Here is a 13,566-nt window from a genome sequence, read left to right as displayed (position 1 = left end):
CGCGTAATCCGACACCATCACCATCAAGCCAATTTCGCCGAATGCTCGCGCGTGGCGTGGAATTTCAATTTCGGCCAGCGCTCTTCGGTCAGGCGCAGATTCACGCCCGACGTGGCCAGGTAGGCCATGTTGCCGGCCGCGTCATACGCCACGTTGTGGCCCAGCGCATTTTCAAAGTCCTGCAGGATGCGCTTGTCGTCGCAGCTGACCCAGCGCGCGCTGCTGATGCTGGTGCCTTCGAACACGGCATCGACGCCATACTCGTTCAGCAAACGGCTGGCGACCACTTCGAACTGCAGCACGCCGACCGCGCCCAGTACCAGCTCGCCGCCCTGCACCGGCTTGAAGACCTGCACCGCGCCTTCTTCGCCCAACTGCTGCAGGCCCTTGTGCAGCTGCTTGATCTTCAGCGGATTGCGGATGCGCACCGAGCGGAAGAAGTCCGGCGCGAAGTACGGAATGCCGGTAAAGGTCAGCAGCTCGCCTTCCGAAAAACTGTCGCCGATCTGCATGTTGCCGTGGTTCGGCAGGCCGATGATGTCGCCCGCGTACGCCTCTTCCACCTGTTCGCGCGAGGAGGCCATGAAGGTCACCACGTTCGACACCTTGATCTCGCGGCCCAGGCGCAGGTGCTTGACCTTCATGCCGCGCTCGAAACGTCCCGAGCACACGCGCAGGAAAGCGATGCGGTCGCGGTGGGCCGGGTCCATGTTTGCCTGGATCTTGAAGACGAAACCGGTAAACGGCTGCTCGGACGGCGCCACCGAGCGCACGGTCGCGTCGCGTTCGCGCGGGGCCGGCGCCCAGTCGACCAGCGCGGACAGAATCTCGCGCACGCCGAAGTTGTTGATGGCCGAACCGAAGAACACCGGCGTCTGCACGCCGGACAAAAACTCTTCCAGATTGAACGGGTTCGAGGCGCCATGCACCAGTTCCACTTCCATGCGCAGCTGGTCCATCTCGAGCGGGAACATCTCCTGCAGGCGCGGATTGTCGATGCCCTTGATGATCTCGAAGGCGCCGTCGGCCTTTTCCTCGCCGGCCTTGAACAGCATGATCTCGTCGTTCAGCAGGTGGTACACGCCGCGGAAGTTCTTGCCCATGCCGATCGGCCAGGTGACGGGGGCGCACTGGATCTTCAGCACCGATTCGAGTTCGTCGAGCAGGTCGAGCGGATCGCGCGTCTCGCGGTCCATCTTGTTCATGAAGGTGACGATCGGCGTGTTGCGCATGCGGCATACGGCCAGCAGCTTGATCGTCTGCGCTTCCACGCCCTTGGCCGCATCGATCACCATCAGCGCCGAGTCGACCGCCGTCAGCACGCGGTAGGTGTCTTCCGAGAAGTCCTGGTGGCCCGGGGTGTCGAGCAGGTTGACGACGTGGTCGCGGAATTCGAACTGCATGACCGAGGACGCGACGGAAATGCCGCGCTGCTTCTCGATTTCCATCCAGTCCGAGGTCGCATGGCGGCCCGATTTACGGGCCTTCACGGTACCTGCCATCTGGATCGCGCCCGAGAACAGCAGCAGTTTTTCCGTCAGCGTGGTCTTACCCGCATCCGGGTGGGAAATGATGCCGAACGTGCGGCGGCGCTGCACTTCGCGCGCGATCACGGCGGGCGCCTTGCTGCTTGCCGAGGCTGCCGCGGATTGCTCTGCGCCGTCCTTGACTTCGGTGGAATCGGGGGTGTTGATGTCGTTCTCGTTGGCCATATTGGTGACCATAATATGGCCCTCGCAAAAAACCCTCGATTTTACAGAAGGAACGCCCTTCCGTGTGAACTGTTCCACTCTGGCGGAAGGGAAAAAACGGCGTGCCGTCAAGCCAGGCGAGTGCTGCTCGATATTGCACACGGTTAATTAACGCTTGGCGGTATCACAAAATCTCGCGCAATGTCGCAAGAATGACTGTCAACAGAACGGCCGTAGGACTAGGACTACAACATCGCCTCAAATGAGACTACAAAGCGGCGACTGCTAATCTTATGTTCGCCAATTACATAAGCTCTTAAAGTAGCTACATCGCGATCTGCACTGCGCGGCGGACTGAAAAGACAGTTCCCCCTGATGTGGCAGACGCACTCCGATGTAAAAAAGCCTGCGAGGAAGAATATGAACACCACTCAACTGAACGCACCAGTCCAAAAGAACACGATGCTGCCACACGCCATGCCTGCGGCCGGACGGGAAATCAAGCTTGGGTCGCGTATCAGCCTGAGCAGCGCACAACAGAACGAATTGCTGGCTGCCCTGCCCCGCGCCGCACTCGAGTCGCTGTTCGAACACCTGGAACTGGTGGAACTGCCTTTCGGCAAAGAGCTGTACGCTTACGGCAACAGCCTGGAATACACCTACTTCCCGACCACCGCAATCGTCTCGCTGCTGTACGTGATGGAAGACGGCGCCACCACCGAGATCGCCGTGGTCGGCCATGAAGGCGTGGTGGGCGTGTCGCTGGTTGCCGGCGAGCGCGCCATGTGCACCGCTGTCGTGCAAAGCGCCGGTTACGGCTACCGCCTGAAAACGCAAAGCCTGCGTGAAGCGTTCAACCAGGGTGGGGCGCTGCCACAGCTGCTGATGCGCTACACCAATGCCCTGTTCGCCCAGATGGCGCAGAACGCCGTCGGTGGCCGTCACAGCTCGATCGAACAGAAGCTGTGCCGCTGGCTGCTCGACCGCCTGGACCGCTCGCCATCGAACGAATTGAAAGTCACGCAAGAGCTGATCTCGATCATGCTGGGCGTGCGCCGCGAAAGCATCACGGCTGCTGCCGGCAAGCTGCAGGATGAAGGCCTGATCCACTACCGCCGCGGCAATATCACGGTGCTGGACCGCGCTGGCCTGGAAGAATATGCCGGCGAATGCTACAAGGTTGCCAAGACCGAATACGACCGCCTGCTGCGCGACGTCGCGCGCTGCTGATCAACGCCGCAAAACCCACGCAGTACCCAGTTAGCAAAATGGCCGGACATGCATGCATGTCCGGCCATTTCCATTGGGGCGGCAGATTCAGACGGCTTCTTCTTCCGGTTCTTCCGCACTCATGGGCAGGGGAATCAGCGCTTCCACGCAGGTGCCACGGCCACCAGGCCCCGGCTTGACGGTCAAGGTACCACCCAGCAACAGGGCACGCTCGCGCATGCCCAGCAGGCCATGCGACATCGGCTTTTGCAGCGCATCTTCGACAATCCCGACGCCATCGTCGATCACGCGCAGCACCAGCCCCGTTTCATTGCGCTTCAGGCTGACCGTGACCACGGCGGCGCTGGCGTATTTCATGATATTGGTCAGCGACTCCTGCACGATACGGAACAGCGCGATGGTCAGCGTGGCCTCGCGGTTATCGACCTGGATATCGACGTCGGTTTCGCAGCGAACCGAACTCATACGCGCAAAATCCTCGCAATAGCTTTCGATCGCCGCGCACAGCCCGAGATTGTCCAGCAGGCTGGGACGCAGGTCTTCGACGATGCGGCGCTTCAGCTCCACCGTTTCCAGCAAGGTCGCCTTGGCGCGGCGCAATTGCGCGGCCAGCTCGGGCTGCGTATGCGCCAGCTGCTGGGTGACGGCGCCCAGGTCCATGCTGATGGCGGTCAGGTTGGCGCCCAGCTCATCATGCAGCTCGCGCGCCAGGCGCGCCTTTTCCACTTCATTGACGCTGATCAGGTGGCGCGACAGCACGGACAGTTGTTCGGTACGCTTGGCGACCGTCGATTCCAGCGTGTCATTCGCGTTTTTCAGGGCGAACTCCACCGCGGCGCGGTTGAGGAAGCTGCGCCGCACCAGCCGGTAAAACATGATCAGGACAATGATGGCCAGGCCGTTGATGCCGATGCCCAGCATGACGGCCTTTTGGTATTCGCGGTAAAAGGCGGCGCTGCCGGCCGCCAGCGCCTCATTCTGCTCGCGCACCATGATCACCACCTGCAGGCGGATCTCGTCCATGGTGGCGCGCTCATCGCTGACACGGGCAATATTGACGATATCGGCCAGCCCGCCCTGCTTGTACACATTGATCGACTCGTCGAGCGTGGTCATCTTGCGGCGGATCAGGGTTTTGAGCTGGGCCAGGTTTTTCAGCTGGCTTGGACTGCCTGCGAGCAGGGTCTGCAATTCATGCAGCTCCTTGTCGATTTCGGAGGTAGCTGTGCGCGACGGCCCCAGGTAGGTATCGGCGTTGGAAATGAAATAGCCGCGCAAGCTGCTTTCCGCGTCGAGCACCAGCACGTTCAGATATTGCAGGCGATCAGCCACCTTGGCGCTTTGCGTCAGCAAGGCATTGGTGCTCTTGAGCGTTTCCAGGTTATGGGAGAGGCTGAAACCATTGAGCACCAGCAGCAAGGCGCAGGTGACACAAAGGATCGTCTTGTACAAAGGCAGGCGGTGATTCGGCGCCGGTTCGACAGTGAAATACATCCTGGTGTGCATCCTTAGCAAGGTTCAGCGCGGCAGAGAACGCCAGCGCCGGGCAATTATAACCCCGCTACAAAGTGCCGCACCGCACGTCATCTGGCCACGCCATTTGGCCACGCCATCTGGCCACGCCATCTGGCCGGCAGGCAAGCTGGCGGCCATGCATGCATGGCCATACCGGCATGCATCAATCCAGAAGGTTGTTTTTCATGGCGTAATACGTGAGGTCGCTGTTCGACTGCAAGCCCATCTTTTCCATGATGCGGGTGCGGTAGGTACTGACCGTCTTGATGCTCAGCGACAGTGCCACGCCGATATCGGACACGGTGGCGCCACGCGCCAGGCGCAAAAAGACCTGGAACTCGCGGTCCGACAGTTCCGTGTGCAGCGCCGCATTGGTGTCGCGGTCGAACGACTGCGCCAGCAACTCGCCCACGGTCGAGCTGACATAGCGCCGGCCCTGGTAGACCGTGCGCACGGCTGTCATCAGCTCGTCCGCTTCGCATTCCTTGTTCAGATAGCCATTGGCGCCCATCTTGAACAGATTGAGTGCATATTGCTGGGCAGGATAGCCGCTCAGTATCAGCACGGGCAATTCCGGCTGGCCCTGGCGGATCGTGCGCAAAGTATCGATGCCGCTCTGGTCGGGCATGGCGATATCGAGCAACAGCACATCACATATTTCACGGCGGGCGATATCGAGCGCTTCACGCCCGGTACCGGCTTCCGCCACCACATTAAAATCGTCGGACGACGAAAAAATCTGCTTGAACCCAGCTCGTACTATTTGGTGATCATCACAAATGGCAACGCGTATCATTGTTTCCCCTTAAATTTTCCTGGCCTGGGAAAGACTACCGGCACCTCATGGCACCAGTTCAGCGTCACTAACAAAAACGCAACTTGAGCATTATATGTAAATTGCCAGCGCCGCACGCTACAAGACGTGCGTAACGCCATTTTAGTCAAAAAAACAGCGTTATTGAATAGCCCGATGCATATTGGCGCTATTCCTGCTTTAACAAGGCAAGAATGGCAATTAATTCTCCGCGTATCCAGCCCCGGTCCAGCTGCGCCTCCTGTGGCGCGGCTGGCAAGGCCGTCGCTACTGGCCGGTCATCCACTTCCACCTCGGGTGCGGCATGCATCGCACCTCGGCTGTCGAGCTTGTTGCGTGCCCCGCTGATGGTAAAACCCTGCTCGTACAGCAACTCGCGGATACGCCGTATCAGCAGCACCTCGTGGTGCTGGTAATAGCGGCGGTTGCCACGCCGTTTGACCGGCTTGAGCTGGGAAAATTCCTGCTCCCAGTAACGCAGCACATGGGGCTTGACGCCACACAGCTCGCTCACCTCGCCGATCGTGAAGTAGCGCTTGGCCGGGATGGGCGGCAAGGCGATCAACTCGGTCTTACTGATGCGCTCGTTCATCGCCGCTCACTCAGGCAGCACGCGCCAGTGGACTGGTCTCTTCGACCATGCTTTTCAGCTTCTGGCTGGCATGAAACGTCACCACGCGGCGCGCCGTGATGGGGATTTCCTCGCCGGTCTTCGGATTGCGGCCCGGGCGCTGCGGCTTGTCGCGCAGCTGGAAATTGCCAAAACCCGACAGCTTGACGGCCTCGCCGCGCTCGAGCGCATTGCGGATCTCGTCAAAGAAGGTCTCGACCATGTCTTTTGCTTCACGCTTGTTCAGGCCGACCTGTTCGAACAGCAGTTCGGCCAGTTCCGCCTTGGTCAAGGTGGGCAGATCTTTTTCCGCTTCCTGGCGCACTTTGGCAACCAGCATGGCCCGATGCAGATCGGCGGCCAATGCGGACTGCAGTACGGCGGAATCAACGTCGCTATTATTAATTTTCCTGCCCTGCCTTTTCTGTGCGCCCGCGCGCCGCATGGCGCACAGGATATTAACGATGACAATCAACGGCTGCCGTGCCGGCACACGCTGCGCCGGCAAGGCCTGCCGCTGTTTACGAACGCAGTTTCGCGTCGTGTCCCTGCTTGGCCGCTTCGATCAGCACGGTCATCAGACCGTCGACCACATCGTCCTGCAGGGTGTTTTGAGTATCTTGCAAGCTAATCCGGAAAGCAAGGCTTTTTTCATCCGCCTCCAGCCCTTTGCCGCGATATTCATCAAATAAAACAATGGCTTGCACGATACGCGCTGCCGGGCTGGCCTTGGCGGCTGCCTGGAAGGTATCGAGCAGATCCTGCGCCGCCACCGATTGTTTGACCAGCACCGCCAGATCGCGGCTGGCGCCCGGGAACTTGGAAATTTCCGTGTACACCGGCACCACGCGCCGGGTCAGCGCTTCGGCATCGACTTCGAACAGCACTGGCGCTTGCGGCAGGTCGTATTTCTGCATCCAGCGCGGATGGATTTCGCCGATAAAGCCGATCACCTTGCCATCGAGTTCCACATGGGCCGAACGGCCCGGATGCAGCGCCGGATGTTCCGCCTTGGTAAAGCGCAATACCTGCGGTGCGAACAGCGCTTCCAGGTCGGCCTTGAGGTCGAAGAAGTCGACCGTGCGGGCCGGCTGGCCCCACTGCTCGTCCGCCACCGGGCCATAGGCCATGGCAGCGACGCGTTTTGGCTGGGCGTAACCGGCTACCGACAGGGCGCCGTTCTGCACGCTGTCGTCGCGCTGGTAGATGGCGCCCACTTCGAAGATGCGCACGCGGCCCGTCTTGCGGTTCAGGTTGTAGCGCACATTGGCGATCAGGCTGCCGATCAGCGAGGAACGCATCACGCTCATCTGGCTGGCGATCGGGTTCTGCAATTTGATCGGATTCGTGTTGCCCGAGAAATCGCGCTCCCATGCGCTGTCGACAAAGCTCATGTTGACCACTTCCTGGAAACCCAGGTCGGCCAGTTCATGGCGCACGGCAAACAGCGAACGCGTGTTTTCCGGCGCGATCTGCATCACGTTGGCAGCCACCGGCGGCAAGGCCGGGATGTTCTCGAAGCCATACACGCGCGCCACTTCCTCGATCAGGTCTTCCTCGATCTCGATGTCGAACCGGTAGCTTGGCGAGGTGACGGAAAACACGCCGTCCGCCAGGGTGAACGGCAACGCCAGGCGGGTAAAGATGTCGGCAACCAGCTCGTCGGTAAGCGGCACGCCGATCACCTTCTGTGCGCGCGCCGTGCGCATCGATACGGGCGTGCGTTGCGGCAGGTTGACCACATGGTCGTCGACCGGGCCGACGGTGGTGTCCGGCGTGCCGCAGATTTCCACGATCAGCGACGTGATGCGCTCGATATGCTCGACCGTGGTGGCGAAATCGACGCCGCGCTCGAAGCGGTGCGCCGCATCGGTCGAGAAATTCAAACGGCGGGCGCGGCCCTGGATGGCGTTCGGCCACCAGAACGCCGCTTCCAGGTAGATGCTGTCGGTGTCGTCCGAAACCGAGCTGGCGTCGCCGCCCATGATGCCGGCCAGCGATTCGATCTCCTGCTCGTCGGCGATCACGCCGATCCAGTCGTCGACGGCCACCGTGTTGCCGTTCAACAGCTTGACGGATTCGCCCGCATTGCCCCAGCGCACGTCCAGGCCGCCGTGGATCCTGGCCAGGTCAAACACATGGCTCGGGCGGCCCAGTTCCAGCATCACGTAATTCGAAATATCGACCAGCGCCGACAGCGGACGCTGGCCGCTGCGCTCGAGACGCTGCTTCATCCAGTCCGGCGTGGCAGCCTTGGCGTTCAGGCCGCGGATCACGCGGCCCGTGAAACGGCCGCACAGGTCCGGCGCGCTCACCTTCACCGGCAGCACTTCGTCGCTCGATACGGGCACTTGATAGAACTGCGGTGCCGTCAGCGGCACGCCGGTCAGCGCCGACACTTCACGCGCCACGCCCAGCACCGACAGGCAGTCTGCCTTGTTCGGGGTCAGCTTGATGGTGAATTTCAGGTCGTTGAGAGCATAGTAATCGCGGAAATTCTGGCCGATCGGCGCGTCGTCAGGCAGCTCCATCAGGCCGGCGTTTTCTTCCGACAATTTCAGTTCGCGTGCCGAGCACAGCATGCCTTGCGACTCGACGCCGCGCAGCTGGCCGACCTTGATCTCGAACGGCTTGCCGTCGCTGCCTGGCGGCAGCACGGCGCCCGCCTTGGCGCATACCACGCGCAGGCCCGGGCGCACGTTGGGCGCGCCGCAGACGATGGTCAGCATGGCGCCGGTACCGACGTCGACCTTGCACACGTTCAGGCGGTCGGCGTTCGGATGTTTCTCCATCTCCAGCACCAGGCCCACCACCACGTTCGAGAACGGAGGCGCGACCGGATCGACGTCTTCGACTTCCAGACCGGACATGGTCAACAGATGGGCCAGTTCGTCCGAAGTCATCTTCGGATCGACCATGGTACGGAGCCAGTTTTCGGAAAATTGCATAATCAAGCCTTCAAAGGGTCTAAGCTCGCCGCGCGAGCACAACAGCGCTCAAGCGCGGCAAATCGTACGGAACAATGCTTTAGTTAAACTGCTTCAGGAAACGCAGGTCGCCTTCATAGAACAGGCGCAGGTCGTTGATGCCATAACGCAGCATCGTCAGGCGTTCCAGGCCGGAGCCGAAAGCAAAGCCGATGAATTTTTCGGGATCGAGGCCGAAGTTCTTCACCACGGTCGGATGCACCTGGCCGGCGCCCGACACTTCCAGCCAGCGGCCTTTCAGGGGGCCCGAACCGAACGCGATATCGATCTCGGCCGACGGTTCCGTGAACGGGAAGTATGACGGACGGAAGCGTACCTGCAGGTCGTCCGTTTCAAAGAAGGCCTTGACGAAGTTCAGGTACACGCCCTTCAGGTCGGCAAAGCTGATGTCTTCGGCGATCCACAGGCCTTCGACCTGGTGGAACATCGGCGAGTGCGTGGCATCGCTGTCGACGCGGTAGGTGCGGCCCGGCGCGATGACCTTGATCGGTGGCGTATGCGTGCGCGCATAGCGCACCTGCATCGGGCTGGTGTGCGTGCGCAGCAGCAGCGGCTTGCCGTCGGTGTCGTTGCCGTCGATATAAAACGTATCCTGCATGGAACGGGCCGGATGGTTTTCCGGGCTGTTCAGTGCCGTGAAGTTGGTCCAGTCGTTTTCGATTTCGGGGCCGTCGGCCACGTCGAAACCGATCGAGCGGAAGATTTCTTCGACCCGCTCCCAGCTGCGCATCACGGGATGGATGCCACCCGGCATGCGGCCACGGCCTGGCATGGTGACGTCGATCGCTTCGGCGTTCAGGCGGCCTTGCATCTGCGCATCGGCCAGTGCATCACGGCGCGCCGTCAGCGCGTCTTCGATCTGCACCTTGACGGCGTTGATCAGGGCGCCCTGCGCCTTGCGCGCGTCCGGGTCGAGCTTGCCCAGGCCCTTCATCATTTCGGTAATCTGGCCAGTCTTGCCCAGATAGCGGGCCTTGGCGTTTTCAAGTGCGGCAGCGTCTGCGGCGGCGATAAAGTCAGCCTGGGCCGAGACGACGAGTTCTTCTAGGGAGTTCATGCGGCTTTTCCTGTTTTGGAAATCAATCCTGGACCGGAGCCCAACAATCAAAAACGGAAACGGGGCATAGAGTTTTCACCCCTGCCCCGCTCTTTAAAACGTCATCCTACGGATAACGCTGTGCAATAACCGATGCTTACGCAGCGATTTTTGCCTTGACTGCATTGACAATCGCAGCGAACGCTGGCTTGTCCATCACAGCCATATCGGCCAGGACTTTACGGTCCAGTTCGATATTTGCTTTTTTCAGACCGTTCATGAATACGCTGTACGTCACGCCATGCTCACGGGAAGCAGCGTTGATACGAGCGATCCACAGGCGGCGGAAAACGCGTTTCTTGTTGCGGCGATCGCGGTATGCGTATTGGCCAGCGCGCATGACTGCTTGCTTGGCAACACGGTATACACGGCTGCGGCGACCACGGTAGCCTTTAGCTTGAACAAGAATCTTCTTATGACGGGCACGAGCTGTAACCCCACGTTTTACTCTAGGCATAGTAACTCCTTAAATTGAGTGTGAGATTAAGCAGTCGGCATCATGCGCATGACGGACGTGACGTCCGATGCGTTGATGTTACGGGTACCGCGCAACTGACGTTTGTTTTTGGTGGTTTTCTTGGTCAGGATGTGGCGTTTGAACGCGTGACCCGACTTGACTGTTCCACCTGGACGCACGCGAAAACGTTTTTTCGCGGAGCTTTTGGTCTTCATTTTAGGCATAGCAATCTGTCCTCTTACGGACAGCTCCATTTATAACAGGATTGCAGGTGGCAACACGACGCTGCGCTTAGATGCCTGCTTTCACATGTTGTGCAGCGGATGCGAGTCCACTACAGTCTGAACGGCCCGGACATTGCTGGCCGGGCCGCTCAAGATTCTGCCTGGAACCGGGCCTGGCGCCAATTGGCGCAACCGGCATCGGTTCACAGAAAAACGCTATTGTATCTTACTTTTTCTTCTTCGGCGAAAGGACCATGATCATCTGGCGGCCTTCCATCTTCGGAAACTGCTCAACCTGGCCATACGGCTCCAGATCGGCCTTCAGACGCTCCAGCATGCGGAAGCCAATATCCTGGTGCGCCATCTCGCGACCGCGGAAACGCAAGGTGATCTTGGTCTTGTCGCCGTCTTCAAGGAACTTGATGAGATTACGCAACTTGATATTGTAGTCACCATCATCAGTCCCCGGACGGAATTTGACTTCCTTCACGAGGATGATCTTTTGCTTCAATTTGGCTTCGTGAGCTTTCTTCTGCTCCGAATACTTGAATTTGCCGTAGTCCATCAAACGGCAAACCGGTGGCTGCGCGGTAGGCGCAATTTCCACCAGATCGACGTTTGCCTCTTCCGCCAGGCGGAAGGCTTCAGCCAAACTCACGATACCGAGTGGCTCGTTATCGACCCCGCTTAAACGCATTTCAGGGGCAGTGATTTCGCCATTGATGCGATGTGACTTGTCAGTAGCTATTGTAATTTCCTTTAAAAATCTGATAAAACGGTCGTGCAGCGAGTTTCCTCGTCAGGCCTTGGTGTCGACTTCATGTTTGAGTCGCTCTATCAGGGCATCGACGGACATGACGCCCAGATCGACATTGCCCCGCGCCCGCACGGCCACTGTATTGGCATCCCGCTCTTTGTCGCCCACCACCAAGATGTAAGGCAATTTTTGTACGGAATGTTCACGTATTTTATAGGTAATCTTCTCGTTACGCAAATCAGCCTGAACGCGGATGCCCGCCTTGCGTAGTTTTGTGGCCACTTCCTGCACATAATCGGCCTGCGCATCGGAAATATTCAGCACCGATACCTGCATCGGCGCCAGCCACAACGGCATCGCGCCGGCATAGTGTTCGATCAGGATGCCGATGAAACGTTCGAGCGAACCGACGATCGCGCGGTGCAGCATGATCGGCACCTGGCGCGTGTTGTCGATCGCCACATATTCGGCGCCCAGGCGGCCCGGCATCGACGGGTCGATCTGCACCGTGCCGACCTGCCATGCGCGGCCCAGGCTGTCTTTCAGGTGATACTCGATCTTCGGACCATAGAATGCGCCCTCGCCCGGCAATTCCGTCCACTCCACGCCACAGGCGCGCAGCGCCGAACGCAGCGATTCTTCCGCCTTGTCCCACGACTCTTCGGTGCCGATACGGCTGTCCGGACGCAAGGCCAGCTTGACGTCGATATTGGTAAAGCCGAAGGCCGTGTAGACATCCATCGCCTGCTGGTGGAAGGCCGTCACTTCGCCGGCGATCTGCTCTTCGGTACAGAAGATGTGGCCGTCATCCTGCGTAAAGCCGCGCACGCGCATCATGCCGTGCAAGGCGCCCGACGGTTCATTGCGGTGGCACTGGCCGAACTCGCCGTAGCGCAATGGCAGGTCGCGGTAGCTGCGCATGCTGTTGTTGTAGATCTGCACGTGACCGGGACAGTTCATTGGCTTGAGCGCATACGAGCGGTTTTCCGACTCGGTGATGAACATGTTTTCGCGGTAGTTGTCCCAGTGGCCGGTTTTTTCCCACAGGCCACGGTCGAGAATCTGCGGCGCCTTCACTTCCTGGTAGCCGTTGACCTGGTACACATTGCGCATGTATTGCTCGACCTGCTGCCAGATCGACCAGCCTTTCGGGTGCCAGAAGATCAGGCCCGGCGCTTCTTCCTGGAAGTGGAAGAAATCGAGCTGCTTGCCCAGCTTGCGGTGATCGCGCTTTTCCGCTTCTTCCAGGTTGTGCAGGTACAGTTCCTGGTCTTCCTTCTTGGCCCAGGCGGTGCCGTAGACGCGCTGCAGCATCTCGTTTTTCGAGTCGCCGCGCCAGTAGGCGCCGGCCAGCTTCATCAGCTTGAACACTTTCAGCTTGCCCGTCGACGGCACGTGCGGGCCGCGGCACAGATCGGTAAACGAGCCCTCCGAGTACAGCGACACTTCCTGGTCGGCCGGAATCGCGGCGATCAGTTCGGCCTTGTAGGCTTCGCCGATGCCGGCAAAATACGCGATCGCGTCATCGCGCGTGACGACCTTGCGCGTGACGCGCTCGTCCTTCTTGGCCAGTTCGGCCATTTTCTTTTCGATCGCCACCAGGTCTTCCGGTGTAAACGGACGCTTGTAGGCGAAGTCGTAGTAGAAGCCGTTGTCGATCACCGGGCCGATGGTCACCTGCGCATCCGGGAACAATTCCTTGACGGCATGCGCCAGCAAGTGGGCGGTCGAATGGCGGATCACGTCCAGCCCGTCGGCGTCCTTGTCCGTGATGATAGCCAGTTCCGCATCCTGCTCAATCAGATACGACGTATCGACCAGCTTGCCGTCGACCTTGCCGGCCAGCGCGGCCTTGGCAAGACCCGTACCAATATTGGCCGCAACCTGGGCCACGGTGACCGGGCCGTCAAATTGACGGGCGGAACCATCGGGAAGTCGGATTGTAAGCATATTGATCTCCATGTCGGCGCTGGCGCCAGGTAAAACTGCAATGTGTAGGTGAATGAAATACTGAAAGGAAAACGCAGACGAAAAAAAACGCGGACTAGCCGCGTTTTTTACTTTTTCAAGACAAAGCAAATCCGATCGACTAGCGTCACTCCCAAAGCTTGGTAGTAGTTCGCGGTGTCATAACCGGTTTACCCTTTCTTGATTACTGCATTCTGGTGGGCGGTGAGGAATTCGA

The 13,566-nt window shown here is 59.6% G+C and carries 12 protein-coding genes and 1 tRNA gene (1 of these 13 running past the window's edge); 1 reads left to right on the top strand and 12 read right to left on the bottom strand.

Annotation, left to right across the window (positions count from 1 at the left end; all coding sequences use genetic code 11):
- Positions 1-23 precede the first annotated feature (23 nt).
- Positions 24-1,712 (bottom strand): peptide chain release factor 3, encoded by a 1,689-nt coding sequence (locus RTQ46_RS12150; protein ID WP_312436905.1) that lies wholly within the window; start codon positions 1,710-1,712, stop codon positions 24-26.
- 399 nt (positions 1,713-2,111) lie between these two features.
- Here RTQ46_RS12150 and RTQ46_RS12145 point away from each other — a divergent pair, with 399 nt between their 5' ends.
- Positions 2,112-2,921 (top strand): Crp/Fnr family transcriptional regulator, encoded by an 810-nt coding sequence (locus RTQ46_RS12145; protein WP_409518321.1) that lies wholly within the window; start codon positions 2,112-2,114, stop codon positions 2,919-2,921.
- An 87-nt stretch (positions 2,922-3,008) separates the two neighbouring features.
- Here RTQ46_RS12145 and RTQ46_RS12140 read toward each other — a convergent pair whose 3' ends face one another.
- The 11 genes from RTQ46_RS12140 to RTQ46_RS12090 all read right to left on the bottom strand — a co-directional run.
- Positions 3,009-4,415: a CHASE3 domain-containing protein gene (locus RTQ46_RS12140; protein WP_312436862.1), complete on the bottom strand. Its 1,407-nt coding sequence runs from the start codon at positions 4,413-4,415 to the stop codon at positions 3,009-3,011.
- A 184-nt stretch (positions 4,416-4,599) separates the two neighbouring features.
- On the bottom strand, positions 4,600-5,232 hold the full coding sequence (locus RTQ46_RS12135; protein ID WP_065309215.1) for a response regulator transcription factor: 633 nt from the start codon (positions 5,230-5,232) through the stop codon (positions 4,600-4,602).
- 187 nt (positions 5,233-5,419) lie between these two features.
- Positions 5,420-5,842: a MerR family transcriptional regulator gene (locus RTQ46_RS12130; RefSeq protein WP_312436857.1), complete on the bottom strand. Its 423-nt coding sequence runs from the start codon at positions 5,840-5,842 to the stop codon at positions 5,420-5,422.
- Positions 5,843-5,852: 10 nt separating this feature from the next.
- Positions 5,853-6,200 carry an integration host factor subunit alpha gene (locus RTQ46_RS12125; RefSeq protein ID WP_010399205.1) on the bottom strand — a complete coding sequence of 116 codons (348 nt, stop codon included), beginning with the start codon at positions 6,198-6,200 and terminating at the stop codon, positions 5,853-5,855.
- Between the two features lie 181 nt (positions 6,201-6,381).
- Positions 6,382-8,808 (bottom strand): phenylalanine--tRNA ligase subunit beta, encoded by a 2,427-nt coding sequence (gene pheT / locus RTQ46_RS12120; protein ID WP_312436853.1) that lies wholly within the window; start codon positions 8,806-8,808, stop codon positions 6,382-6,384.
- Between the two features lie 79 nt (positions 8,809-8,887).
- Positions 8,888-9,904 carry a phenylalanine--tRNA ligase subunit alpha gene (pheS, locus tag RTQ46_RS12115; protein ID WP_308921799.1) on the bottom strand — a complete coding sequence of 339 codons (1,017 nt, stop codon included), beginning with the start codon at positions 9,902-9,904 and terminating at the stop codon, positions 8,888-8,890.
- A gap of 136 nt (positions 9,905-10,040) precedes the next feature.
- Entirely contained in the window at positions 10,041-10,400 is a 360-nt protein-coding gene (gene rplT, locus RTQ46_RS12110; RefSeq protein WP_010399214.1) for a 50S ribosomal protein L20, read from the bottom strand.
- 26 nt (positions 10,401-10,426) lie between these two features.
- On the bottom strand, positions 10,427-10,624 hold the full coding sequence (gene rpmI / locus RTQ46_RS12105) for a 50S ribosomal protein L35 (RefSeq protein ID WP_038493025.1): 198 nt from the start codon (positions 10,622-10,624) through the stop codon (positions 10,427-10,429).
- Positions 10,625-10,850: 226 nt separating this feature from the next.
- Positions 10,851-11,396 (bottom strand): translation initiation factor IF-3, encoded by a 546-nt coding sequence (gene infC / locus RTQ46_RS12100; protein ID WP_312436902.1) that lies wholly within the window; start codon positions 11,394-11,396, stop codon positions 10,851-10,853.
- Positions 11,397-11,423: 27 nt separating this feature from the next.
- Positions 11,424-13,331, bottom strand: coding sequence for a threonine--tRNA ligase (gene thrS / locus RTQ46_RS12095; RefSeq protein WP_312436833.1), 1,908 nt, complete (start codon positions 13,329-13,331; stop codon positions 11,424-11,426).
- Between the two features lie 213 nt (positions 13,332-13,544).
- Positions 13,545-13,566 (bottom strand) — tRNA-Val (locus tag RTQ46_RS12090); it runs 155 nt beyond the window's last position.

This window comes from Janthinobacterium sp. (genome assembly GCF_031995485.1).
Classification (GTDB): Bacteria; Pseudomonadota; Gammaproteobacteria; order Burkholderiales; family Burkholderiaceae_D; genus Janthinobacterium.
This window is presented reverse-complemented; position numbering and strand designations above follow the sequence as displayed.

What these genes read in the sequence shown, in the direction of transcription:
- RTQ46_RS12150 (WP_312436905.1), bottom strand. Translation starts at nt 1,712, where the DNA reads ATGGCCAACGAGAACGACATCAACACCCCCGATTCCACCGAAGTCAAG.
- RTQ46_RS12125 (WP_010399205.1), bottom strand. Translation starts at nt 6,200, where the DNA reads ATGCTGGTTGCCAAAGTGCGCCAGGAAGCGGAAAAAGATCTGCCCACC.
- rplT (WP_010399214.1), bottom strand. Translation starts at nt 10,400, where the DNA reads ATGCCTAGAGTAAAACGTGGGGTTACAGCTCGTGCCCGTCATAAGAAG.
- RTQ46_RS12130 (WP_312436857.1), bottom strand. Translation starts at nt 5,842, where the DNA reads ATGAACGAGCGCATCAGTAAGACCGAGTTGATCGCCTTGCCGCCCATC.
- RTQ46_RS12145 (WP_409518321.1), top strand. Translation starts at nt 2,112, where the DNA reads ATGAACACCACTCAACTGAACGCACCAGTCCAAAAGAACACGATGCTG.
- RTQ46_RS12135 (WP_065309215.1), bottom strand. Translation starts at nt 5,232, where the DNA reads ATGATACGCGTTGCCATTTGTGATGATCACCAAATAGTACGAGCTGGG.
- pheT (WP_312436853.1), bottom strand. Translation starts at nt 8,808, where the DNA reads ATGCAATTTTCCGAAAACTGGCTCCGTACCATGGTCGATCCGAAGATG.
- thrS (WP_312436833.1), bottom strand. Translation starts at nt 13,331, where the DNA reads ATGCTTACAATCCGACTTCCCGATGGTTCCGCCCGTCAATTTGACGGC.
- RTQ46_RS12140 (WP_312436862.1), bottom strand. Translation starts at nt 4,415, where the DNA reads ATGTATTTCACTGTCGAACCGGCGCCGAATCACCGCCTGCCTTTGTAC.
- rpmI (WP_038493025.1), bottom strand. Translation starts at nt 10,624, where the DNA reads ATGCCTAAAATGAAGACCAAAAGCTCCGCGAAAAAACGTTTTCGCGTG.
- pheS (WP_308921799.1), bottom strand. Translation starts at nt 9,904, where the DNA reads ATGAACTCCCTAGAAGAACTCGTCGTCTCGGCCCAGGCTGACTTTATC.